24 protein-coding genes are annotated in these 23,622 nt (G+C 64.0%); 16 read left to right on the top strand and 8 right to left on the bottom strand.

The window, feature by feature from the left end; genetic code table 11:
• Positions 1-202: 202 nt before the first annotated feature.
• Positions 203-805: a recombinase family protein gene (locus tag C1A13_RS10475; RefSeq protein ID WP_242970858.1), complete on the top strand. Its 603-nt coding sequence runs from the start codon at positions 203-205 to the stop codon at positions 803-805.
• A 1,013-nt stretch (positions 806-1,818) separates the two neighbouring features.
• On the opposite strand, the gene C1A13_RS10470 is transcribed toward C1A13_RS10475, so the two are convergent.
• Positions 1,819-2,040, bottom strand: coding sequence for an HPr family phosphocarrier protein (locus tag C1A13_RS10470; RefSeq protein ID WP_207726263.1), 222 nt, complete (start codon positions 2,038-2,040; stop codon positions 1,819-1,821).
• Between the two features lie 283 nt (positions 2,041-2,323).
• On the opposite strand from C1A13_RS10470, the gene hrcA reads away from it, so the two are divergent.
• The 10 genes from hrcA (at position 2,324) to C1A13_RS10420 (ending at position 12,893) form a co-directional block, all read left to right on the top strand.
• On the top strand, positions 2,324-3,352 hold the full coding sequence (gene hrcA / locus C1A13_RS10465) for a heat-inducible transcriptional repressor HrcA (RefSeq protein ID WP_172439250.1): 1,029 nt from the start codon (positions 2,324-2,326) through the stop codon (positions 3,350-3,352).
• A 28-nt stretch (positions 3,353-3,380) separates the two neighbouring features.
• On the top strand, positions 3,381-3,914 hold the full coding sequence (gene grpE / locus C1A13_RS10460) for a nucleotide exchange factor GrpE (protein WP_101551760.1): 534 nt from the start codon (positions 3,381-3,383) through the stop codon (positions 3,912-3,914).
• A gap of 95 nt (positions 3,915-4,009) precedes the next feature.
• Complete coding sequence (dnaK, locus tag C1A13_RS10455) at positions 4,010-5,857, top strand: molecular chaperone DnaK (protein WP_101551758.1); 1,848 nt, start codon at positions 4,010-4,012, stop codon at positions 5,855-5,857.
• A gap of 105 nt (positions 5,858-5,962) precedes the next feature.
• Positions 5,963-7,123, top strand: a complete 1,161-nt coding sequence (gene dnaJ, locus C1A13_RS10450) for a molecular chaperone DnaJ (RefSeq protein ID WP_101551756.1) — start codon at positions 5,963-5,965, stop codon at positions 7,121-7,123.
• 84 nt (positions 7,124-7,207) lie between these two features.
• A complete protein-coding gene (prmA, locus tag C1A13_RS10445; RefSeq protein WP_101551754.1) occupies positions 7,208-8,128 on the top strand; it encodes a 50S ribosomal protein L11 methyltransferase in 921 nt (306 codons plus the stop codon).
• Between the two features lie 4 nt (positions 8,129-8,132).
• On the top strand, positions 8,133-8,858 hold the full coding sequence (locus tag C1A13_RS10440) for an RsmE family RNA methyltransferase (protein WP_101551752.1): 726 nt from the start codon (positions 8,133-8,135) through the stop codon (positions 8,856-8,858).
• A 688-nt stretch (positions 8,859-9,546) separates the two neighbouring features.
• The gene (locus C1A13_RS10435) at positions 9,547-10,290 is read left to right on the top strand and encodes a M15 family metallopeptidase (protein WP_101551751.1); all 744 of its coding nucleotides are present in this window, start codon (positions 9,547-9,549) and stop codon (positions 10,288-10,290) included.
• Positions 10,280-10,831, top strand: a complete 552-nt coding sequence (locus C1A13_RS10430; protein WP_101551749.1) for a hypothetical protein — start codon at positions 10,280-10,282, stop codon at positions 10,829-10,831. The genes C1A13_RS10435 and C1A13_RS10430 overlap by 11 nt, the downstream gene beginning before the upstream one ends.
• A 110-nt stretch (positions 10,832-10,941) precedes the next feature.
• Entirely contained in the window at positions 10,942-12,270 is a 1,329-nt protein-coding gene (locus tag C1A13_RS10425; protein ID WP_101551746.1) for a glycosyltransferase 87 family protein, read from the top strand.
• 53 nt (positions 12,271-12,323) lie between these two features.
• On the top strand, positions 12,324-12,893 hold the full coding sequence (locus C1A13_RS10420; RefSeq protein WP_101551744.1) for a zinc dependent phospholipase C family protein: 570 nt from the start codon (positions 12,324-12,326) through the stop codon (positions 12,891-12,893).
• 80 nt (positions 12,894-12,973) lie between these two features.
• On the opposite strand, the gene C1A13_RS10415 is transcribed toward C1A13_RS10420, so the two are convergent.
• On the bottom strand, positions 12,974-14,158 hold the full coding sequence (locus C1A13_RS10415) for a metal-dependent hydrolase family protein (RefSeq protein ID WP_172439249.1): 1,185 nt from the start codon (positions 14,156-14,158) through the stop codon (positions 12,974-12,976).
• Between the two features lie 404 nt (positions 14,159-14,562).
• On the opposite strand from C1A13_RS10415, the gene C1A13_RS10410 reads away from it, so the two are divergent.
• The 4 genes from C1A13_RS10410 (at position 14,563) to C1A13_RS10395 (ending at position 17,375) form a co-directional block, all read left to right on the top strand.
• Positions 14,563-15,270: a DUF5058 family protein gene (locus C1A13_RS10410; RefSeq protein ID WP_101551741.1), complete on the top strand. Its 708-nt coding sequence runs from the start codon at positions 14,563-14,565 to the stop codon at positions 15,268-15,270.
• 4 nt (positions 15,271-15,274) lie between these two features.
• A complete protein-coding gene (locus tag C1A13_RS10405; RefSeq protein WP_101551739.1) occupies positions 15,275-15,979 on the top strand; it encodes a hypothetical protein in 705 nt (234 codons plus the stop codon).
• Between the two features lie 67 nt (positions 15,980-16,046).
• The gene (locus C1A13_RS10400; RefSeq protein WP_101551737.1) at positions 16,047-16,688 is read left to right on the top strand and encodes a YczE/YyaS/YitT family protein; all 642 of its coding nucleotides are present in this window, start codon (positions 16,047-16,049) and stop codon (positions 16,686-16,688) included.
• A gap of 105 nt (positions 16,689-16,793) precedes the next feature.
• A complete protein-coding gene (locus C1A13_RS10395; RefSeq protein WP_172439248.1) occupies positions 16,794-17,375 on the top strand; it encodes a TetR/AcrR family transcriptional regulator in 582 nt (193 codons plus the stop codon).
• A 132-nt stretch (positions 17,376-17,507) separates the two neighbouring features.
• Here the strand turns inward: C1A13_RS10395 and C1A13_RS10390 are convergent, their stop codons facing one another.
• The 6 genes from C1A13_RS10390 to C1A13_RS14650 form a co-directional block, all read right to left on the bottom strand.
• Complete coding sequence (locus C1A13_RS10390) at positions 17,508-18,236, bottom strand: amino acid ABC transporter ATP-binding protein (protein ID WP_101551733.1); 729 nt, start codon at positions 18,234-18,236, stop codon at positions 17,508-17,510.
• The gene (locus C1A13_RS10385; protein ID WP_242970857.1) at positions 18,217-18,882 is read right to left on the bottom strand and encodes an amino acid ABC transporter permease; all 666 of its coding nucleotides are present in this window, start codon (positions 18,880-18,882) and stop codon (positions 18,217-18,219) included. Before C1A13_RS10385 ends, C1A13_RS10390 begins: the two co-directional genes overlap by 20 nt.
• A 141-nt stretch (positions 18,883-19,023) precedes the next feature.
• The gene (locus C1A13_RS10380; RefSeq protein WP_101551731.1) at positions 19,024-19,848 is read right to left on the bottom strand and encodes a transporter substrate-binding domain-containing protein; all 825 of its coding nucleotides are present in this window, start codon (positions 19,846-19,848) and stop codon (positions 19,024-19,026) included.
• 260 nt (positions 19,849-20,108) lie between these two features.
• A complete protein-coding gene (locus C1A13_RS10375) occupies positions 20,109-20,339 on the bottom strand; it encodes a hypothetical protein (protein WP_146021715.1) in 231 nt (76 codons plus the stop codon).
• Positions 20,336-21,904, bottom strand: a complete 1,569-nt coding sequence (locus C1A13_RS10370) for a glycoside hydrolase family 3 protein (protein ID WP_101551727.1) — start codon at positions 21,902-21,904, stop codon at positions 20,336-20,338. Before C1A13_RS10370 ends, C1A13_RS10375 begins: the two co-directional genes overlap by 4 nt.
• Before the next feature lie 24 nt (positions 21,905-21,928).
• The gene (locus C1A13_RS14650) at positions 21,929-22,354 is read right to left on the bottom strand and encodes a hypothetical protein (protein WP_146021714.1); all 426 of its coding nucleotides are present in this window, start codon (positions 22,352-22,354) and stop codon (positions 21,929-21,931) included.
• Between C1A13_RS14650 and C1A13_RS10365 the strand changes: the two genes are divergently transcribed.
• Complete coding sequence (locus C1A13_RS10365) at positions 22,320-23,564, top strand: ABC transporter substrate-binding protein (RefSeq protein ID WP_101551724.1); 1,245 nt, start codon at positions 22,320-22,322, stop codon at positions 23,562-23,564. The two genes, C1A13_RS14650 and C1A13_RS10365, sit on opposite strands and share 35 nt — an antisense overlap.
• Positions 23,565-23,622: the final 58 nt, after the last annotated feature.

Genomic DNA, 23,622 nt, shown 5'->3' with positions numbered 1-23,622 from the left:
GTTTGGAGCCGCTTTGGGTTTTACTGCCCTGATTCTGTCAGATTTAACAGGATTTGCACCCGCTCCCGCCGCCCGGACGGGCGTATGGGGCGGGAAAGAAGCGGGCGGCGGGTGTTTTATCGGGCTTCCCGGTGATACTACCTTATGACACGTTTTCAGGGAGATGTCGCCGGCGTATCCGCGCCGGAGGAGGGAAGGATTTTTGGAGACACGTATATTCGGATACGCGCGGGTGTCGACCCGGGACCAGAACGAAGACCGCCAGCTCATCGCGCTGGCGGAGGCCCGGGTGCGCCCGGAATTCCTCTTTGTGGATAAACAGAGCGGCAAGGACTTCAACCGTCCCGCCTACCGCAAGCTCTACCGGAAGCTCAAAAAAGGGGATATGCTCGTCGTTAAAAGCATCGACCGGCTGGGCCGCAACTACCAGGAGATCATGGAGGAGTGGCGCAACATCACCAAAAAGAAGGGCGCCGACATTCGCGTGCTCGACATGCCGCTGCTCGACACCAGCCAGAGCCGCGACCTGCTCGGCACCTTCATCAGCGACCTGGTGCTCCAGCTCCTCTCCTTCGTCGCCCAGAACGAGCGGGAGAACATCCGCCGCCGCCAGGCCGAGGGGATCGCAGCCGCCAAGGCGCGCGGGGTCGAGTTCGGCCGGCCCCATAAGTCGCTGCCCAACCACTTCGACGAGCTGCTCTGCCAGTGGCAGCGCAAGGAGCTGACCGCCGCCGAGATCGCCAAGCTGTGCGGCGTCAGCCGCTCGACCATCTACCGCCGCCGCAAGCAGACGGGGGAGAGCTGATTTGCCGCGCTGCGCCCGGCGGGGCTTTTTGCGCGCCCCTCCGGGGCGCTTCAGATGTGCCGCCTTCGGCGGCGAAGATTGCCGGGTCCCGCCCCGGCAGGCGGGGTACTTTCTTTGCGTCAAAGAAAGTACCCAAAGAAGGACGCCTAAGGGGGCTCCGCCGCCCCCTTAGGGATCCCCTGGAGTACCTTGCCAGAACCCGCAAGTTACCGTCACTCCCCACGGGTGCACCAGCTGAAGGCTCAATTCAGGTTGCGGGCGCTCCCAACGGCCGAAGCCGGATGGCTCGCCAAAACCATACGGCGGAAAACAACGCCCGTTCCGGGCGTTCGCGCGCCTTGCCCGCGTGCGCGGCGAAGCCGCGCAGTTTTCCGCCTCCCCGTGGGCGCTACGCGCCACGCAAAAGCGGCCGTGCCTCCCCTATGGGAACTACCGGTACGGTTCCGGGGATTCTCGGGCAGAGGCATTGCGCCCGCGGCGCGGCGGCGGGCGGGATGCTGTACACTTGTCCGTTTATCCGTGACGGGGCGCCGCCGACTTTGGCCGAAGGCCAACCGGAGGCGGCGCTGGGGTCGCAGGGATTTGGCCGCAGGCCATCCTGATAGAGAATCCGGCCCGCAGGGCCGGGTCCGCGCAGCGGACTCAAGCCGGGGCCGCGGGGCGGAGCGCCCGCGAGCGGCCGTCGCGCGTAGCGCGCTCCGGGCGCAGCCCGGGCAGGCCGCCCAGGCCCCCTGCGGTTTCTTTCCCCTATTTCTTGGGCGGCCAAGAAATAGGGCCGCCCGCCGGGGCGGGACCCGGTAGCTCCGCCGCTCGCCGAGCGACCACCGACAAACTGCGCCGCTCGATGAGCGGTAAACCTAAGGGGTCGCTGTCGGTCGACTACCGACAAGCTCCGCCACTCGGCGGCAAACAAATAGCGGCCGCCAAAGGCGGCCGCTTTATTGCGGGATGCATTGATCGGGCGGGGGTACGCGGGGAGGGCCGCCGGCCCTCGTCCGTGAGGCGGGGATACCTTAGACCGCCCACTTTTCGATCTGCTTGATGAAGTGGCTGTCCTCGGTGACGACCTTGACGGGCTTGTTGTAGTCGAGCGCCATCAGGCCGAGGATCGATTTCGCGTCCGCGATCTTGCCGTCGGTGGTGTGCACGCCGATGTCCTCGGACGACTGCATGGCAAGATACATGAACTGGCGGAGGTCCTCCGCGGAGTGAAGCATAACGTCTTTGATGATCATGATAAAACCTCCTTATGTTGTCGGTTGTGAAATGGTTGATTCTCTCTCTGTCCCTATTAAACTACAAAATGGAAGCAATGTCAATATGTACAATGAATTTTTTAAAGTTTGTACATAATTTACATAATTAGCATTCTCATATATAGAGTGCTAGAAATTCTGTAAACATTTCGTGAATTCCCTTGACTTTGCAGAAAAGTGTGGTACATTATAGTTGTTGGCACTCGTAAATAATGAGTGCTAAAGAGCCCTTCGCCGGGAACGGGAATGTGAGGTGGGAACGGTGAAGCTCGACATTCGAAAACTGAAGGTCCTGACGGCCATCGTCGAAACCTATATCGAGACGGGGGAGCCCGTCGGATCCAAGACGGTCGCCCGGAAGCTTGACTTCCAGGTGTCCTCCGCCACCATCCGCAACGATATGGCGGCGCTCTTCGACATGGGGCTGCTCGAACAGCCCCACACCTCGGCGGGGCGGGTGCCCTCCCATCTGGGCTACCGCATCTACGTCGACCAGCTCATGCACTGCCAGCCCCTCTCGGAGGAGGAGCAGCGCGAGATCGACGCGCTTTTCAACGTGCGCGACCCCGATCCCGACAGGCTCCTGGAGGACGCGGCCGAGGCCCTCGCCGACTACACCAAGTGCGCGACCGTCTCGACCACCATCACCCCCAAGACGGTGCAGGTCAAGCGGGTCGAGATCGTCCCTGCGGGCGCGCGGACCGTCGTCGTGCTGGTCATCGCGACCAACGGCGTCATCAAAAACAAGGTCTGCCGCGTCGACTTCGGGCTGACCACCGAGATCGTCGAATTTCTCAACCAGTTCTGCAACGGCCGCCTGGTCGGCAAATCGGTTTCGGACATCTCCCAGTGGTACATCAACTCGATCGCCGTGACCCTCGGCGACTACTCCACCCTCTTCGTCCCGGTGCTCGCCACCGTGTACGAGCTCTGCCGCGAGATCAACGAGGGGCAGTTTTACACCTCCGGCAGCGTCAACCTGCTGGGCTACAAGGAGTTCTCCGACATCGCCCGCGACCTGCTGCTGACGATGAACAACCGTGAACAGCTCCTCGGGGTGCTCGCCTCCAAAAGCGACGCGGTCTTTATCACGATCGGCAAGGAGAACCCCCAGAGCGAGCTGGCGGACACCTCGGTGGTCGTCACGCGCTACAAGATCGGCGAGCAGAATTCGGGCGCGATCGGCGTGATCGGGCCGGTGCGCATGGATTACGCGAAGATCATCCCGCACATCGAGTATTTCTCCAAAACGCTGGGAAAGCTCCTTGCGGAGACGTTTGAGCAGGAATAACAATAACAGAGATAGGTTGTGAGCAGATTTGGCAGAAGAGACGAAGGACACGGCCCCGCAGGCGGAGCCGCAGGAGCGGGAGGAGGCCCCCGCGCAGGAGGCGGAACAGACCGCTCCCGAAAAGAGCGAGGCCGAACTCCTCAGGGAGCAGGTCGATTCCCTGAACGACAAGCTGCTTCGCACGATGGCGGAATACGACAACTTCCGCAAGCGGAGCGTCCGGGAGAAGGAAGCGATCTACCCGCAGGCCACCGCCGCCGCGGTCGCGCAGTTTTTGCCGGTCGTGGACACGATCGAGCGGGCGCTCGCGGCGCCCTGCACCGACGCCGAATTCAAAAAGGGCGTCGAGATGATCCTGCAAAACTTTAAGGACGTTTTCGCCAAGCTCGGCGTCGAGGAGTTCGGCGCGGCGGGCGACGTCTTCAGCCCCGACTTCCACAACGCGGTCATGCACGTGGAGGACGAGGACGCCGAGGCGGGCGTCATCGTCGAGGTGTTCCAGAAGGGTTACAAGCTCGGGGACCGGATCATCCGGCACGCGATGGTCAAGGTCGCCAACTGACGGCGCAAATCAGGTTCAGACGATTCCGCGGGAGAGCCGCGAAACGATATCCCTTTCGTAAAAACTAAGTTTAATAGATCTGGAGGGCTTTTATCATGGGAAAAATCATCGGTATCGACTTAGGTACGACAAATAGCTGCGTGGCGGTCATGGAGGGCGGCGAACCCGTCGTCATCGCCAACGCGGAAGGCGCGCGCACGACCCCGTCGGTCGTCGCGTTCTCCAAGACGGGCGAGCGCATGGTGGGTCAGGTGGCCAAGCGCCAGGCGATCACCAACCCCGACCGCACGATCTCCTCGATCAAGCGGCATATGGGTTCCAGCTACAAGGTCACGATCGACAGCAAGAACTACACCCCGCAGGAGATTTCCGCGATGGTCCTGCAGAAGCTGCGCGACGACGCGGAAGCCTACCTCGGCGAAAAGGTCACCGAGGCGGTCATCACCGTGCCCGCCTACTTCTCCGACGCGCAGCGCCAGGCCACCAAGGACGCCGGACGCATCGCCGGCCTCGACGTCAAGCGGATCATCAACGAGCCGACGGCGGCCGCGCTGGCCTACGGCATCGATAAGGAGCAGGACCAGAAGGTCATGGTCTACGATCTCGGCGGCGGCACCTTCGACGTCTCGATCATCGAGATGGGCGACGGCGTCCAGGAGGTCCTCGCCACCAACGGCAACACCCGCCTGGGCGGCGACGACTTCGACGAGCGGATCATCAACTACCTGGCGGACGAGTTCAAGAAGGACTCCGGCATCGACCTGCGCGGCGACAAGATGGCCATGCAGCGCCTGAAAGAGGCCGCCGAGAAGGCGAAGATCGAGCTTTCCGGCATGACGCAGGCGAACATCAACCTGCCCTTCATCACCGCCGACGCGACCGGGCCGAAGCACCTCGACGTCACGCTGACCCGCGCGAAGTTCAACGAGATGACCGCCGACCTCGTCGAAAAGACGATGGAGCCGGTGCGCAAGGCGATGGCCGACTCGGGCCTCAAGGTCTCCGACCTCGACAAGGTGCTGCTCGTCGGCGGTTCCACCCGCATCCCCGCCGTGCAGGACGCGGTCAAGGCGTTCTGCGGCAAGGATCCCTTCAAGGGCATCAACCCGGACGAGTGCGTCGCGGTCGGCGCGGCCATCCAGGGCGGCGTGCTCGGCGGCGACGTGAAGGGGCTCCTGCTCCTCGACGTCACCCCGCTCTCCCTCGGCATTGAGACGCTCGGCGGGGTCTGCACCAAGATCATCGAGCGCAACACCACCATCCCGACCAAGAAGAGCCAGATCTTCTCCACCGCCGCCGACGGCCAGACCTCGGTCGAGGTCCATGTGCTCCAGGGCGAGCGCGAGATGGCCCGCGACAACAAGACGCTGGGCATGTTCCGGCTCGACGGCATCCCGGCCGCGCCGCGCGGCGTGCCGCAGATCGAGGTCACCTTCGACATCGACGCGAACGGCATCGTCCACGTCACCGCGAAGGATCTCGGCACCGGCAAGGAGCAGAACGTCACGATCACCGCGTCGACCAACATGTCCAAGGACGACATCGACAAGGCGGTCAAAGAGGCGGAGCAGTTCGCCGAGGAGGACAAGAAGCGCCGCGAGGAGATCGACGTGCGCAACGCCGCCGACCAGATGGTCTACCAGTCCGAAAAGGCGCTGACCGACCTGGGCGACAAGGTGTCCGCCGACGAGAAGAGCCGCGTCCAGCAGAAGATCGACGCCCTCAAAGAGGCGCTCAAGGGCACGAACGTCGACGACATCAAGCAGAAGCAGGAGGACTTGCAGAAGGATTTCTACGAGATGTCCTCCAAGATGTACCAGCAGGCGCAGCAGAGCGCCGGCCCCGAGGCGGGCGCGCAGCAGGATGACGGCGGCGCCTCCGCCGGCGGCGGGGACTATGTCGACGCCGACTACCGCGAGGTTGACGAGGACGACAAAAAATAATACAATGGAAAAAGTCTGCGGCAAGGCGGGGGGCGGGGCCTCTCGCCTTGCCGCGTGAAACAGCCGTTCCGGTGACATGGGAGCGGAAAGCAGAGGTGAGGGCAATTGGCTGATAAACGGGATTATTATGACGTACTGGGCGTCTCGAAGGACGCCTCCGCGGACGACCTCAAAAAGGCGTACCGCAAGCTCGCCAAACAGTACCATCCCGATATGAACCCGGGGGACAAGACCGCCGAGGCCAAATTCAAGGAGGTCAACGAGGCCTACGAGGTGCTCAGCGACTCCACCAAGCGCCAGCGGTACGACCAGTTCGGCCACGCGGGCGTCGACCCGAGCTACGGCGCGGGCGCCGGGGCGGGCGGCTTCGGAGGGGGCTTCGGCGGCTTCGACGTCGGGGACATCTTCGAGAGCTTCTTCGGCGGCGGATTCGGCGGATTCGGCGGCGGCTCCTCCCGGCCGCGCAACCCCAACGCCCCGATCCGCGGCAACGACATCAACGTGACGGTCGGCCTCTCCTTCATGGAGGCGGCCAAGGGCTGCAAGCAGCAGATCACGGTCCAGCGGCTTGAAAAATGCGAGACCTGCGGCGGCTCCGGCGCCAAAAAGGGCACCTCCCCCGAGACCTGCCCCGAGTGCGGCGGCACCGGTCAGGTGAAGGTCCAGCAGCGCACCCCCATCGGCGTCATCCAGACCACCCGCACCTGCACCAAGTGCTCGGGCAAGGGCAAGATCGTCAAGGAGCCGTGCGGCGACTGCCGCGGCATGGGCCGCGTGCGCCACACCCGCACACTGGAGGTCTCCGTCCCCGCCGGCATCGACGACGGGCAGACCTTCGTGCTGCGCGGGCAGGGCGACGAGGGGCTCAACGGCGGGCCGTCGGGCGATGTGAACATCATGGTCACGCTGCGCCCGGACACCCTCTTCGAGCGCGACGGCTTCGACGTGTGGTGCGACATCCCGATCACCTTCACCCAGGCGGTGCTCGGGGACGAGATCGTCGTGCCCACCATCGACGGCAAGGTCAAGTACAACGTCCCCGAGGGCACCCAGTCGGGCACCGTCTTCCGCCTGCGCAACAAGGGCATCCCCTACGTGAACGGGCGCGGGCGCGGCGACCAGTACGTCAAGGTCAACATCGAGGTCCCGCGCAACCTGAACGCCAAGCAGAAGGACGCGCTCAAAAAGTTCGAGGACCTGTCGAGCGACCGCAACTATGAAAAGCGCAAGAGCTTTTTTGACAAGCTCAAGGATGCGATGAAATAAGAATTGTTTACAAAACCGCCCTTTCTATGGGGGCGGTTTTGTTGTATAATTAAACATTAGCGTACTAGGACAAGGAGGAGCGGCATGCAGTACAGCGAAGTGAAACTGAAGGTGCCCGTCGAGCGCATCGAAACCGCCGAGGCGGTCGCCAACATGGTGGTGCCCTATGGCATCTATATCGAGGACTACAGCGACATCGAGGAGCTCGCCCCGCAGATCGCGCACGTCGACCTGATCGAGCAGGAGCTTCTGGAGCGCGACCGTACCCACGCGGTCATCCACCTCTACATCTCCCCCGGCGAGAGCCCGCTCGAGGCGGTCTCCTACCTGCGGGAGCGGCTGGAGGCGGAGGGGGTGCCCTTCTCGGTCGAGACGGACAAGGTCGACGAGGAGGACTGGGCCACCGCCTGGAAGAAATATTACTTCCCCACCAGGGTGGGGGAGCGGCTGGTCGTCTGCCCTTCGTGGGAGGACTACGCACCGGCGCCCGGCGAGGTCGTGCTCACGATGGACCCCGGCATGGCGTTCGGCACCGGCACCCACGATACGACGCGGCTGTGCATGCAGCTGCTTGAAAAATACGCGGCGCCCGGCGTGAAGCTGCTTGACGTCGGCACCGGCAGCGGCATCCTCGCCGTGGCGGCGCTGCTGCTCGGCGCGGATTCGGCCGTCGGCGTGGACATCGACGAGGTGGCCGTGCGGGTCGCGAAGGAAAACGCCGCCGCCAACGGCGTCGGGGACCGGGCGGCCTTTTTGGCGGGCGACCTCGCGGACAGGGTGGACGGGCGGTTCGCGGTCGTGACCGCGAACATCGTCGCGGACGTCATCCTGCGCCTCATCCCCGACCTCGGGCGGTTCCTCGAGCCGGGCGGCGTGTTCATCGCGTCGGGTATCATCGACACGCGGGAGGCGGACGTCGTGTCCGCCCTCGAAGGGGCGGGCTACCGCCTCGCCGACCGGCGCGAATCGGGCGGCTGGGTCGCGCTGGCCGCCGTGAGGGGGTAGCGGAATGCCCCGGTTTTTTACCGGCGAGGTGGACGGGCGGTCCGCTGTCATCACCGGCGAGGACGCGCGCCACATCGCGCTCTCCCTGCGCATGAAGCCCGGCGAGCCGCTCACCGTCTGCGACAGCGCCGGGCACGACTACCAGTGCGTCGTCGAGGCGGTCGATCCCGGGCGGGTGGACCTGCGGGTGGAGGCGGTCGCCCCCTCCGCCGGGGAGCCGGGGGTGGAGATCACCCTCTATCAGGCGCTGCCCAAGGGGGATAAGCTCGAAATGATCGTGCAGAAGGCGGTCGAGCTCGGCGTCGGGCGGATCGTGCCCGTGCTGACCCGCCGGTGCGTTTCCCGGCCCGATGAAAAGTCGATGAAAAAGAAGCTCGAACGCCTCAACCGCATCGCGCTCGAGGCCGCCAAGCAGTGCGGCCGCGGCCGGGTGCCGCCCGTCGAACCGCTTGTCGGCTTCGAGGAGGCAGTCGCGCGTATGAAGGAATCGCCGCTGGGCATCTTTTTTTATGAGAATGCCGACGAAAGCCTGAAAAGCGTGCTCTCCCGCCGACTCGGCGGGGAGGTTTCGATTATGGTCGGAAGCGAGGGCGGCTTCGAGCCCTCCGAGGCGGCTTTCGCCGCCGGGAACGGCCTGCTCACCCTTTCGCTCGGCAGCCGCATCCTGCGCTGCGAGACCGCGCCCCTTGCCGCCATCACCGCCATCCTTTATGAGGCGGGGGATATTTGAGACGGACGCGGCAGATACTACCAGGGGAAACTTTTGAAAAAGTTTCCCCTGGACCCCTTCAAAATGTTGGGTTCAGGCGTGGCGCGGACAACCGCCGCAGGCGCGCCCCGTGAGACGCGGCCGGGGGTACGGGCCTGCAACCTTTGAAAAAGTTTCCCCTGGACCCCTTCAAAACGTTGGGTTCAGGCGTGGCGCGGACAACCGCCGCAGGCGCGCCCCGTGAGACGCGGCCGGGGGTACGGGCCTGCAACCTTTGAAAAAGGTTCCCCCGGACCCCTTCAAAATGTTGGGCTCTGGCGCGGCGCGGACAATCGCCGCAGGCGCGCCCCGTGAGGCGCAGCCGGGGAACGGGCCTGCAACTTTTGAAAAAGGTTCCCCCGGACCCCTTCAAAATGTTGGGTTCAGGCGTGGCGCGGACAACCGCCGCAGGCGCGCCCCGTGAGACGCGGCCGGGGAACGGGCCTGCAGCTTTTGAAAAAGGTTCCCCCGGACCCCTTCAAAATGTTGGGCTCAGGCGCGGCGCGGACAACCGCCACAGGCGCGCTCCGTGAGGTGTGCGAAAGACGCGGGCGGAGATATCTAGAACAATTCTTCCTGCGCCCCGTCCAAACGTTGAGTTCGGGCGGGGAACGGGCGCCCGCCGCGGGACGGCGCGCCGGAACATACGAACAGGCATGGGAGGCATAGAATGAAACGATTATGGAAAGCCGGGACGGCGCTTTTACTGGCGGCGCTGCTGATTTTGAGCGGCTGCACCGCGCGCGGTCCCGCGCCGGAAGAGAGCGTTTCATCCGCTCCGGAAGAGGAGGGCGCCATGCCGGAACCCACGATGCTCCCCCGCAAAGAGGTGGGCGAATTGGAGAACCTGCTGCTTGTGAACGCGGAAAACCCCGTCCCGGACGACTACACGCCCGAACTCTATCCGGTGAGCGGCGCTTACCAGATGGATGCGGATGCGGCGGGCTCGATGCTGTGGATGCTCTACGACGCGGCCGCGCAGGGGGTCGACCTGATGGTCGTCTCCGCCTACCGGGGGACCGAGCGCCAGCGGCAGAATTTCAACAACAAGGTGCAGGAGTATATCTCGCTGGGCCTGAGCGAGGAGGAGGCGGTCGAGGTGACCTCCCAGTGGATCGCCCCTCCCGGCACGAGCGAGCATGAGACGGGGCTGGCGGCCGACATCGTGACCCCCGGCTACCAGATGCTCAACCACGGCTTTGCCGAAACGCAGGCCGCCAAATGGCTCGCGGCGCACGCGCCCGAGTACGGGTTCATCCTGCGTTACCCGGAGGACAAGACGGAGATCACCGGGATCACCTACGAGCCGTGGCATTTCCGGTATGTTGGAAAGCGCGCGGCGCGGGAGATCACTGAACGCGGCGTCTCGCTGGAGGAATATCTCGGAGTGGCGGGGGAGACGTATGCTGAGTAAGGAGAAGGTCGCGCACAGGCTGTCCCGCATGCTGGACGGCGGGCGGAGCCGCGCCGCGGCCGCGGCGGTGGCTTTCGCGGCGCTGGCCGCCGTCGTGGCCGCGGGGATGCTGCTCGCCTCCCGCGCGGCGGATATGCGCGGGGAGCTCATGCGCAGCAGCCTCGTCGCGGCGATCGCAACGCCCGGCGAGGAGGGGCGGCTTTCGCAGATTCTGAGCGATCCGGTGAAATCCGAGCTGCTCATGAAGTATATCAATTCGATGGCGGGGGTCGTGACCAACATGGAGGTCTCCCCGCGCCGGCACCTCTCCCAGTTTTCCGCGCTGCTAGACGCGGCGGAGGACGCGGGCGCGACGATTTTGGATTTCGACTGCGACGCGGGCGGACGGGTGCTGACCATCTCCTGCACGGCCCCGGACGGGAAATCCGCCGGGGCGTTCGCACAGCTGTTGCGGGAAAACGGATATTTTTCGCGGGTGGAACGCAAGGAACTGTCCGCAGGGGATGAGCAAAACTTCCTAATTGACTGCTATTTTTCGTAGGAAATTTATACAAAACGACGGAAATGTGGAAAGTTTACAAAATTTTCACACCTTCAACAGACAGTTTTGGCGCGATATGATAAAATTTTGATTGCAATGGAAGTAAACTGATGGATGAAAAAAGACTGGGCGCTTCCTTTTGTCCCTCACGCGGGCAGATTCGCTGGTTTTTGACCGTGCTGGTGGCGTTCGCCGCGCTGGTGCGGCTGATGGTCGCCTATATCACCGTGCACTATTTCGACCTGAGCTTCTACGTGGACTGGTCGACCGGAGTGGCAAACGACTTCTTCGGCGCTTATAACAATATAGGGAACCTTGACTATCCGCCCCTTTTTCTCTTCCCCCTCTTCCTGACGGGGAAGCTGCTCGGGATCGGCGCGGTGCGCGCCTTCGACCCCTATATGATGCTCGCCCTCAAGGGGTGGCAGGTGCTGTTCGACCTCGCGTGCATCCCGCTCCTCTACCGCGTGCTGCGGCGGGAGGGGCAGCTCGTGGGGCTGGCCGGAGCCGCGATCTGGGCGGTCAATCCCGCCGGGATCCTCAACTCCTCCTACTGGGGGCAGACGGACAGCATCATGATCTTTTTGGTGGTGCTCGCCTTCCTGCTGCTCGAGGAGGGAAGGCCCGTCTGGTCGGGCGCCGTCATGGCGCTGGCCTGCCTGATGAAGTTCCAGTCCCTTTACTTCGCGCCCGTCTACGCGGTCGCGCTGCTCACCTCCTATCCGCCCAGACGGATTTTCCGGACCGTGGCGGCGGGAGCGGGCACGGTGCTCGCGGTCTTCCTGCCCTTCATGGCGCGTTCGGGCTGGGCGCTGCCGCTGGAGATCTACTTCGGCGGCTTCGGCCAGTACCAGGGGGCCAGCCTCAACGCCTTCAACTTCTATTCGTCGGCGGGGCTCAATTACAAGCATTTCAGCACGAAAATCCTCGGTCTGATCCAGGCGGACCACCTTTCGACCCTGCTTTTGGCCGCGGCTCTGGCGCTGCTTGTGGCCGTGTGGTTCACGGCCACCGAAAAGAGCGTCTGGCTGATGGGGTTCCTCTTCATGCAGACCGTCTTCATGTTCACGACCCGTATGCACGAGCGTTACCAGATCCCCGTGCTCGTGATGGCGCTCATCGCGGCGGCGCGGCACCGCAGCCGCGGGATGTTCGCCTCGTTCGGGGCGCTGGCGGTCATGGTGTTCCTCAACCAGTTCCTGGTATTGCAGCAGATTTTCGCGGCCGACAAGCAGGCCGGGTGGATCGCCCACTACGACACGGTCGTCGTCGCGCTCTCCCATGTGAACCTGCTGCTCTACTTCGCGACGGCCTGGGTTGCGCTGCGCGTCTGTTACCGGCGCGGCCATTACGGCTTCGCGCGCTCCTTCCGGGCGATGCTGCCCGAACGGTGGCGCGGGTCGCCGCCAGGACCAAACCCGCAGCGCGGCGCGCCTTGACGCCTTGCAGATAAAGGGCCCCCGGGCCCAATAACCAGAAAGCGGTGTTTCCAATGAACCTATTTTCGCACATCACGATGGGCAGGTACCTCTACACCTACTTCACCGAAAATCTCGGCGTGGAGCTCGACAAGGGGAGCTTTGTGAGGTGGAACGTCCTGCCCGATATTGCGCCGAGCCTGCTCAAGCTCTCGCATTTTAAAAAGGACATTTACGACCTTGTGATGGCGCGCGCGGAACACCTGTCAAAGGAAGGCGACAACATGTCGGTGGAGGAATACAGCAAGCAGCTGGGCATCCTCTGCCACTTCATGTCCGACTTCTTCTGCTACGCCCATTCCGAATCGTTCGACGGCAGCAAGGCCGGCCACTTCAAATATGAAGTCCTCATGCAGTTCTACGGCTACCGACGCCGCAGCATGCTGCACGCGGTCGACCTCATCTCCAACGCGGCGGAAATCGACCACAGCACCGCGCTCTACGAGCAGATCAACGAGCTGCACGAGCAGTACTCCCAGCTCGCCCCCTCCTACGGCGTGGATTTTGTCTTTTCGCTGACCGCCTGCGTGGACCTGCTGATGGGGATGCTCGGCGCGAAAACGCCGGCGATTGCCGCGGCGTGAGCCCGGCGCGGAAATAACGTGATGAAAGGGCCCCGGTGCGTAAGCACCGGGGCCCTTTTTTGCCGTTCCCGGGGAACTCCTCAGCCGACGTGGACGCCGCCCTTGAAGACGTGCGCGCGGGGCTTGCCCATGACGGAGATGTCCTCGTCCGGGTTGCCGTCGATCACCACGAGGTCGGCGTATTTGCCGATCCTGACCGAGCCGGTCATGTCGGCCGCGCCGGCGATCTCCGCGCTGTTGATCGTGGCCTGGCGCAGCAGGTCGATGTTGGAGATGCCGATCAGGTCGCGGCGGACCAGAAATTCCTGCGCGGGGTTCTCCACGTAGGAGCCCATGTCCAGGTCGGTGCCCCAGCCGAACTTGAGCCCCGCCTTGTAGGCGGTCCGCAGGCTCTGCTGGAGCAGGGGGAGGTAGGTCTTGGCCTTGAGGGCGCGCCAGTCGTTCGAGTCGGCCTTGCTCAGGTCGATGAGGAACTGGAAGATGCCGATCGTCGGGACGAGAAAGGTGTCCTTCGAGCCGACGAGCATGTCGACGCCCTCCTCGTCGATGAGGGTGGCGTGCTCGATCGTGTGCACGCCCGCGCGGATGCTCATTTTGATGCCCTCGGTTCCGTGGCAGTGGACGGCCACGTATTTGTCGCGGGCCGCCGCGGTGTCGACCACCGTGCGCAGCTCCTCCTCCGTCGTGATCAGGTTGCCCGGCACGCTGCCCTCGTTGAGGAAGGCGCCCGACACCATGTATTTGACGAAGTCGCACCCGTGCGCGATCTCCTCGCGCACCGCGCCGATGACCGCCTCGCGCCCGTCCGCCTCGTTGTACATGAGGCTGAAGGCGTCGTTGCCCGCGTCCTTGGGGGAGATCATCAGCCCCGCGCTGTAGATGCGCGGGCCGGTGATCTGGCCCTTCTGCACCGCGTTGCGCACGGCGATGGCGCAGCGGCTGTTGCTGCCCATGTCGCGCACGGTGGTGTAGCCGAGCTTCAGATAGGTATTGGCGTATTCGCAGGTGTCGAAGCAGGAGGTGCCGAAATCCTTGAGCTGGTTCTCCATCAGGTTGCCCGAGAGGGAGTGCAGGTGGGTGTGCAGGTCGAAGAGGCCGGGCAGAACGGTTTTGCCCGCCATGTCGAGGACGGGCGCGTCCTCGTAGCTCCCGCCCGCCGGGCGGATGTCCGCGATGAGCTCCCCGTCGAGGACGAGGTCGGCGGCGGGCAGGTCGTATCCTTCGGTAAGCGCCGGGATCAGGCGGCAGTTTTTCAGTACCAGCATGAGAATCCTTCTTTCTGTTTGCGTTGTGCACCGGCGGGAAAACAAAAAAAGCCCAAACGGAATACGCATCGGCCGCTCGGCCCATGCGGAGAATTCCTGTCCGGCTTTGTTGTTCGGCTGCCCCTGGGGGCTGTTGATGTCCATTATAGGAACCCCGGGCGCAAAAGTCAAGGCGGGGAATGAATTTTCCGGAAAAACGCGGCGGGCTCTTGACAAATCGCTTTAAATTCGCTATGATTTAACACGTTAAAGCAAAAACAAACTATAGTCTGTACCGATAACGGGGGGCGGTTTGATTTTGTTGTTCGGCAATCAGTAAGGGGGCGGTGGAACCGGCGGCCGGCCACAGAAAAAGCGGCCGCCAGAGGTGTTTTTCGGATCAAAAGAATTGAGGAGCGGTAAAAATGAGCGATTATCTGTCGATAGCAAACAGCCCGATCATGTGGCTATCCTGCTTCCCGCTGGTGCTGCTGGTGCTCTGCCAGGCGGTTCTGTATACCCGCCGGGCGTTCGCCACCGCCGTCAAGATGGGAATCTCCAAGAGCGACTGCGTCAAGGCCTTCCGCGCCGGGATGATCTCGGCCATCGGGCCGTCCGTCGCGGTCTTCATCATGATGGTGGGACTCATGTCCGCCGTCGGGTCGCCCGTTTCGTGGATGCGGCTTTCCGTCATGGGCGCCGCCGCGGGCGAAATGATCAACGCCGGCCTCGGCGCGCAGGCCGTGGGCAGCGCGCTGGGCGCCGCCGACTTCGGCATCCGCGCCTACGCCGCCGCCCTGTGGGGGATGAGCCTCTTCTCGGTGGCCTGGATCGTCGTGCTGGTCTTTATCCCACAGATGAACAAGGTGCAGGTCAAGGTCGAAAAATACGACAAAAACCTCATGACCCTGATCAGCACGGCCAGCATGCTGGGCATCATGTCCTACATGACGATGGAAAACTGCCTGACCGGGCTGCCGATGATCGTCGCCTGCGTGAGCGCGTCGCTCTGCATGGTGGGGCTCTCCAGGACGGTGAAAAAGCTGCCCTGGCTGCGGGAGTACCACATGGGCATCGCCATGATCGTGGGCATCGTCTGCGCGCCGGTCTGCGCCTGGCTGATTGGAGGTTGAGGAGATGAAAAGTGCAGTGACTGAATCGAATTTCAAGGGCATGTCGGACGACCAGTTCACAAGGGAGTTTGGAAAGCCCTCCATCCGCATCGGGAGCATCACGCTGATCATCGGGTTCGTGCTGGCGTTCGTGCCCGCGTTCACCCTCTGGCTGGTGTACGGCGTCGTGCCCACCCCCGCCGAGATCGCGATCATCTTTACGCTCGTCGTCTCCTCCGGGTTCGCCTGGATGGTGGTCGAGCCGATCTCCTACTACGGCGTGCTCGGCGCGGCGGGCAGCTACATGGCCTTTTTGAGCGGCAACATCAGCAACATGCGCCTGCCCTGCGCGATGGTCGCGCAGGAGGTCACCGGCGTGAAGCCGGGCACCAAGGAGGGCGAGCTCATGGCGACGATCGGCATTGCGGGCTCGATCGTCACCAACCTGATCTTCGTCACCCTCGGCGCGATCGGCGGGACCCTGCTGCTCGGCGCGCTGCCCGCGTCGGTCAAGGACGCGTTCAAATACGTGCCCGCCTCGATCTTCGCGATCATGTTCACCAACTTCATGCTCAAGCGCCCCGACCTGGGCGCCTTCGGCGTCATCTCCGCGCTGCTCATCCTGACGGTGGGATCGATGTTCATCCCGCTGCCGCTGCAGATGCTGCTGAACGTCGTGCTGGTGGTCGCCGTCGGCATCCTGATCTACAGGAAGAAGAAAAAGATCTGAACCTCCCGCGCGTATCAGAACGTCCGGGGAGAGGGAGGCTGACAACATCAATATCACGGTAAAATCCATGTCCAAACTGCTGGTGGGACTGCTGCTCTACGCGGTGGGCATCGTCGTGTTCGCGCAGTCGGGCATCGGCATGGCCCCGTGGGACGTCCTGAGCGACGGCCTCTCCCACACGCTGGGCATCTCGCTGGGGGCCGCGGTGCTGGGCGTCTCGGTCGTGCTGCTGGCGGTCAACTGGCGGATGGGTATCCGCATCGGGCTGGGGAACATCCTCGACCTGGTCATCACCGGCCCGATCGTCGACGTCATCCAGGCGCATCATCTGATCCCCGCGGCCCAAAACCTTTCGCAGAAGCTGCTGATGGTGGCCTGCGGGCTCATGGTGCTCAACGTCGCCACCTACTTCTATGTGGGGGCGGGGCTGGGGGCCGGTCCCCGCGAGGGGCTCATGATCGGCATCGTCCGCCGGACGGGCTGGTCAGTGCGGTTCACCAAGAGCGGGCTCGAGCTCTCCGCCATTTTGGCGGGCACCCTGCTCGGCGGGCGGTTCGGCGTCGCCACCGTCATCGTGGCGCTCGTCACCGGGCCGCTCATGAACCTCACCTTCGACCTCGTCCACTTCGACATCAAGTCAGTGCCGCAGGTCTACCTCGACGACCAGCTGCGCATCCTGCGGGAGCGCGGGGCCTGCCGCAGGAAATAGCGATCCGCCGCGCGCCCCCTCGGGGGCGCGCGCTTTTGAGCCGGGGCCCCCTTGCGCGCGGGCGGCGGTTGGTATAAAATGAAACCAGACGGGGAGGGAAGGCCGATGGCAAAGACGGAAGTCCGGGAACGCATCGCGGAGGCCGCGTGGCGGCTCTTCGACGAGAAGGGCTATGAAAACGTGTCGGTCGACGAGATCATCGCCGCGACCGGCACCTCCAAGGGCGCGTTCTACCACTATTTTTCCGCGAAGGACGAGCTGCTTTCGGCGCTGCCCGACAAGTTCGACAACGACTACGACGCGTGGGCGGCCCAGTGCCCGCCCGTCATGCCGAGCGCCGACCGCATCGTGGCGCTCTGCCGGTTCGTCTGCAAGAACATGGAGCTCAAGCTCAGCCGCCAGATCATCACCGAGATCTATTCCACCCAGCTCGTGACGCGGGGGCCGAAGTTTTTGACGAGTGAAAGCCGCCGGTACGTCAAGCTGCTCAACCAGTATGTCCACGAGGGGCAGGAGCGGGGGGAGATCACCGGCGCGATCGCCTGCACCGAGCTTTCCCAGATGCTCGACATCCAGCTGCGCGGGCTCATCTACGACTGGTGCCTGCGGGACGGCGCCTACAGCATGGAGGCGATGTGCGACAAGCTCATCGGCGCCTTCATGAGGGCGATGCGCCCGGGGGAATAGCGGGAAAAACAGGAGGGACCGGTACCCGTTGGGTACCGGTCCCGTTTTTTTCCTGGAAAAAGAACCAAAAAGCGCTTCTCAGGATCCAGCCGCCCCATTGAAAAGGCGGGCAATTTTGGAGGGCGGCGGAAGCTACAGGACCTTGTTGAGGAAATCGATCGTGCGCTGCTCGCGCGGATGGCCGAAGATCTCCTCGGGGGTGCCCTGCTCGACGATCACGCCGCCGTCCATGAAGATCACCCGGTCGGCGACCTCGCGGGCAAAGCCCATCTCGTGGGTGACGACCACCATCGTCATGCCCGCGTCGGCCAGTTGGCGCATGACCGCGAGCACCTCGCCGACCATCTCGGGGTCGAGCGCGGAGGTCGGCTCGTCGAAGAGCATGATGTCCGGGTCCATCGCCAGCGCGCGGGCGATCGCCACCCGCTGCTGCTGCCCGCCCGAAAGCTGCGCCGGGTAGGCGTCCGCCTTGTCCGCGAGGCCCACCCGCTCGAGCAGCTCGCGCGCCTTCTTTTCCGCGGCGGGCTTGTCGAGCTTTTTCCGGTCGAGCGGGGCCATCGTGATGTTCCCGGTCACCGTCAGGTGGGGGAAGAGGTTGAACTGCTGGAACACCATGCCGATGTTCTCACGGATTTTGTTGAGGTCGGTCTTGCCGTCGGTGAGGAGGTATCCGTCCACCTCGACCTCTCCGCCCGTGGGCGTCTCGAGGAAGTTGAGGCAGCGCAGGAAGGTCGATTTGCCGGAGCCGGACGGCCCGATCATGCAGACGACCTCCCCCTCGCGCACCTCGAGGTCGATGCCCCGGAGCACCTCCAGCGAGCCGAAGTCCTTGCGGAGGCCCTTAACCCTTACCTTTGCCATTGTGGAGCCTCCTTTCGATCCGCTTGGAAATCTTGGACAGAATGAAGATGATGATGAAGTAGATCACCGCCACGGTCGCCCACACCTCGAAGGAGCGGAAGGTCCGCGCCACGATCAGGCTGCCGCTCTGCATGAGCTCGGGCAGGCCGATCGCGTAGAGGATCGAGGTGTCCTTGAGGGTGATAATGAACTGGTTGACCATCGAGGGGATGACGATCCGCACCGCCTGGGGCAGGATGACCTTGCGCATCGCGCGCCCATAGGGGAGCCCGAGGCTGCGCGCGGCCTCCATCTGGCCGACGTTCACCGCCTGGATGCCGCCGCGGAAGATTTCCGACAGGTAGGCTCCCGCGTTGAGGGAGAGGGTGATGACGCCCGCCTGCACGGCGGTGAGGCGGATGCCCAGGCCGTTCGGCACGCCGAAATAGATGAAGAAGGAGAGCACCATGACCGGCACGCCCCGCATGACGTCGATATAAATCTGGGAAATCCACTGGAGCGGCTTTTTGCCGGAGATCTGCAAAAGGCAGCAGAACAGGCCGAGCAGGGTGGCGATCAGCAGGGAGATGACCGTCACCTGCACGGTGCCGCCCAGCCCCTTGACCAGCATGGGGAACGACTCTTCCAACAGTTTCAGATAGCGCACGGCGATCGTCCTTTCATGGCAAGTGTGGACACGGCGTTTCGGCTCATCCTCCGCGCCGCGGGAGATCAGCCGGACCGCCGGGAAAACGCGGCTGTGCGGCGGGGCAAGCCCTGCCCCGCCGCACGGATGCGCGCCGAATGGTTACTTTTTGATATAGGTGTCGAGGATCTCCTGGTATTTGCCGCTGTCGCGCAGGTTCTGGAGGCCCGCGTCGAACATCTCGATCAGCTCGGGGTTCTGGCCCTTGTTGACCGCGAAGCCGTAGGAATTGCCGCGCTCCATCTCGGTGACGATCTTGAGCCCGATGTCCTGCGAGATCGCGTAGCCGAGAACCGGGTAGTCCTCGAAGCAGGCGGCCGAGTTGCCCGCCTTGACGTCCTCATACATGTTGGAGGAGTCGGCGAAGTAGGTCACGGTGAAGCCGTATTCATCCATGATGCTCTCGGCGAAGGCCGCGCCCTCGGTGCCCTTCTTGATGGCGACGTTTTTGCCCGCCAGGTCGGCGTAGCCCTTGATCTCCCCGTTGTCCGCCTTGATGCCCATCACGACGCCCGAATCAAAGTAGGGCTCGGAGAAGTCGAAGATCTCCCTGCGGGCGTCGGTGATGCTCATGCCGGCGATCATGCCGTCCGACTGGCCCGACTGCACCGACTGGAGCGACGCGTCGAAGCCGAGCACCTGGATCTCATACTGGAAGCCCTGGTCCTCCGCGATGGCCTTCAGCAGGTCCATGTCGATGCCGACGAAGTTGCCCTGCGCGTCCTGGAACTCGAACGGCGCGAAGGTCGTGTCGGTGGCGATGAGGTAGGTCTTGCCCGGGGCGGCCGGGGTCTCGGCGGCGCTTCCGGCGGGGGCCGCGCTGTCCGAGGGGGTCTCGGCGGGGGCCGGGCTGCCGCCGCAGGCGGCGAGGGCGGCCGTCATCGCGAGGGCGAGGGCGAGCGCGAGCAGTTTCTTTATCGATTTCATTTCTTTCTTCCTCCCAATTCAGATGTATATCGGACAAAGCGGCGTGCTTGCAGGAAAAACCGCTGGTTCCTGCATCCGTCCACGGGCGCGCCGGACGGCGCGCGGCATTTTCCGCTTCGCTCAATATCCTCTATTTTATCAGCCCGCATGGGGAAATGTCAATCCCCGGAAGGGTTTGCTATGGGAAAAACAGCACAAAGGAGCCAAAATTATTTTGTCGAATCTGTGCAGGACCGGAAAAACAGATGTGCAATTTCCAGCTAATCCAATTTCACGGGAAGCGCGCCGCGCGGCTGAAACCCTCCCGCGAGCAGGGAGACGGCGCTTCCGGTGGAGAGCGGGGTGTACTCGTAGCCGCAGACGGCGGTGACCTCCGGCGGGAGCAGGCCGGCCAGGTAGGGGCTCCCGAGCAGCAGCACGACGGTGTCGGGGTTGGCATCCGCGACCGCGCGCACAAGCCCTGCCTGCTCCGCGCGGGTCATCGCGATCACGACCCTGTCCGCCTCCGCCGCCGCGGCTGCGCAGGCCGCGGTCTGCGCCCCGTCGGGCACGGGGTCGACGAGCAGCGGCCGCCCGGAGAACCGGTCAGCCGCGAGGGAAGCGAAGGAGGCGGCCTCGGGGTCGGTCCCGAGAGGGGAAGGGGCGGGGAGATTGCGAGGAGGCGCTCCTCCGCGAGCGTCCCCAGCGGGAGCAGGCCGCGCGGGTCGCGCAGCAGCGTCATGCTCTTGTCGCTGACCTCCTGCGCGAAGCGGGCGTGCTCCTCCTCGTGGGTGTGGTCGAGACCGAGCGGCAGCCCGCCGTCGAAGAGCCCGTATTTCTCCTTATAGAACAGGATGCGCCCCACCCGGTCGTCGAGCGTCTCGCGGGAGATCGTGCCGTTTTTGACGGCGGCGAGCACCTCGTTGTAGGCGGCGCGCTGGACCTGCAGGCCCGCCGCGCCGTCCCCGCCCGTGCCGGTCGTGAGGATGTCGGCCCCCGCGTTCACCGCCAGCACGCACGCGTTCCCGATACCGTACTGCGAGGTGACCGCGCCCATGCGCATCGAGTCGGTGAAGATGAGCCCCTCGAAGCCGTTGGACAGGCCCTCCCCCTCCCGCAGCATGCCGGTGAGCACCGCCTTGGAAAGGGTCGCGGGCCGCCCGTCCGGGTCGATCCGGGGGTAGAGGATGTGCGCGGCCATCACGCCCGCGACGCCCGCCTTGCCTGCGGTCAGGAAGGGGACCAGCTCGGCCGCCGCGAGTTCGTCGAGGGATTTCTGCGAGACGGGAAGGCCGTAGTGGGAGTCGACCGACGTGTCCCCGTGGCCGGGGTAATGCTTGGCGACCGCCAGCACCCCACGGCTCTGCAGCCCGAGCGCGTAGGCCGCGGCGGCGCCCGCCACCCGCTCGGGGTCGTCGCCGTAGGAGCGCACCCCGATGACGGGGTTCAGCGGGTTGGTGTTCACGTCCGCGACGGGCGCGAGGTTGCAGTTGATGCCGAGCGCCCGCAGCTCCTCCCCGACGAACTCCCCCTCGATCCTAAGGGCGTTCGCCTCGGGCACGGGGTCGAGGGCGGTGGGCTTCCCGCCCGATGCGGCGAAGGCCATTGCGCCGGGGTAGACGGTGGCGCCGTCGGTGACGCGGGTGACCTCCCCGCCCTCCTGGTCGACCGCGATGAGAGCGGGCGCTCCGGTCGCCTCGGTCACGGCGCGCTGAATGGAATCGGTCAGGGCGGAGATCTGCGCCCCGTTTTCACAGTTGTTGCCGAAGAGGATGACGTTCCCGATCTTCGCCTCGGTGAGAAAGGCGAGGGAGGCCGCGTCGAGGCCCGTCCCGGGGATCGAGACGAGGAAGAGCTGGCCGACCTTTTCCTCGTCGGTCATCCCCGCGAGCAGTTCCCGCGCCCGCTCCCCCTCCGGCGCGGGGGCGGGCGCGGCGGGCGGAGCTGGGTCCGCGTCCTCCGGCGCGGAGGAGGCGGGCGCGGACTGCGCGGGCTCCCCGAGCGGCGCGGGAGCGGGCGCGCAGCCCGCGAGCGTCAGCGCGCAGAAAAGCGCGCACAGGGTCGGTTTATGAAACATATTGAAACTTCCTCCAATGGATTTCTATGGTTGACAGCGGGTCTTTCTTATTCTATCATATTTAGATAGGGCCGCCAACCGGGGATTTGGATGCCGGTGGAATACGGATGTATTTTGCAGGCGGAATTTCTTCAAAGACGCGCCCAAATCCTTGTGAAATCTTCCGATGTCCCTGACCGATTTGTCAAAAAAAGCGGCATGTCTTTTGGGATTTAAAACAAATACCAAAAAATCAATTAAAATTTTATGAATAATCCTAAAAGAAATCGTGTTTGTCTTTTGAGGATTGGCGAAAAAGACTATGGATTTTACAGGGTATTTGCAATATACTTGAAAAAAGTAATCTGTTACTTTAAAGCGGTAGCGGCCGACACCGGACGCCGCCCCTTTACCAATTGAATTGGGAGGAAAGAAAATGAAAAAGTTACTGGCACTGACCTTAGCGGTCATGATGGTGCTCTCGCTGGCCGCCTGCGGCGGCAGCGACACCCCTGCGGCCCCGTCCGCCCCCACCGACGGAAGCGCCGAGGCCCCTGCCGCGGACGGCGCGCCCTCCGCTTCCGGCGACACGATCAAGGTCGGCCTGCTGGCCAACACCACCGGCGACAACGCCATGTACGGCAACGCGGTCAAGAACGGCGCGATGCTCTACTTCGACGAGGTCAACGCGGCCGGCGGCGTGAACGGCAAGCAGATCGAGGTTATCGCCCTCGACGAGAAGGGCGACGCCACCGAGGCCGTCACCGCCTTCAACCGCCTGCTCGACCAGGGCATCACCGCGCTGGTCGGCTCGGTCCTCACCGGCCCGACGATCGCCGTCGCCGACGAGACCTATCCGATCAACATGCCGCAGGTCACCGCCTCCGCGACCGCCGCGGGCGTCACGATGATCGACCCCGAGGACCCCGCGAGCGAGATCCGCACCAACATCTTCCGCTCCTGCTTCATCGACCCGTTCCAGGGCGAGAAGATGGCGCAGTACGCCTCCGAGAAGCTCGGCGCCAAGACCGCCGCCGTCATCTTTGAGACGGGCAGCGACTACTCGGTCGGCCTCAAGGACGCGTTCGTCGAGAAGTGCGGCGAGCTGGGCGTCGAGGTCGTCGCGGCCGAGGGCTACAGCAAGGGCGACGTGGATTTCAAGGCGCAGATGACCAACATCGCCTCCAAGAACCCCGACGTCGTCTTCTCCCCCAACTACTACCAGGATGATGGCATGATCGTCACCCAGGCCCGCGCCGCCGGCGTCACCGGCACCTTCCTCGGCGGAGACGGCTGGGGCAGCGTCAAGGACTACGCCTCCGCGGAGGACCTTGAGGGCTCCGTCTACTGCTCCGGCTACGCGCCCGGCTCCAACGACGCGGTCAAGAAGTTCGAGGCCGACTACGAGGCCAAGTACGGCGAGGCGATCCCCAACATGTTCGCCCCGCTCGGCTACGACGCCGCCCTGCTGCTGGTCGAGGGCCTGAAGGCCGCCGAGGCCGCCGGGCTGGAAGCCGGCTCCGACGACTACAAGCAGGCCGTGATCGACGGCATCAAGGGCATCAACGGGGTCGAGGGCATCACCGGCTCCTATGCGTTCGACGAGTACAACAACCCCATCAAATCTGCCGCGATGATCAAGCTGACTGGCGGCGAAGAGGTCTTCACCGAGCTCTTCTGATCCGCGAACGGAACAACTGCAAGGAACAACTGTGCCGGGGGGAAGAGCATCTCTTCCC

The sequence above is a fragment of the Anaerotruncus massiliensis (ex Togo et al. 2026) genome (genome assembly GCF_900199635.1).
In the GTDB taxonomy this organism is placed as follows: domain Bacteria; phylum Bacillota; class Clostridia; order Oscillospirales; family Ruminococcaceae; genus Anaerotruncus; species Anaerotruncus massiliensis.
Note: the sequence above shows the minus strand (reverse complement) of the source record. Positions and strands in the feature narration are given on the sequence as shown.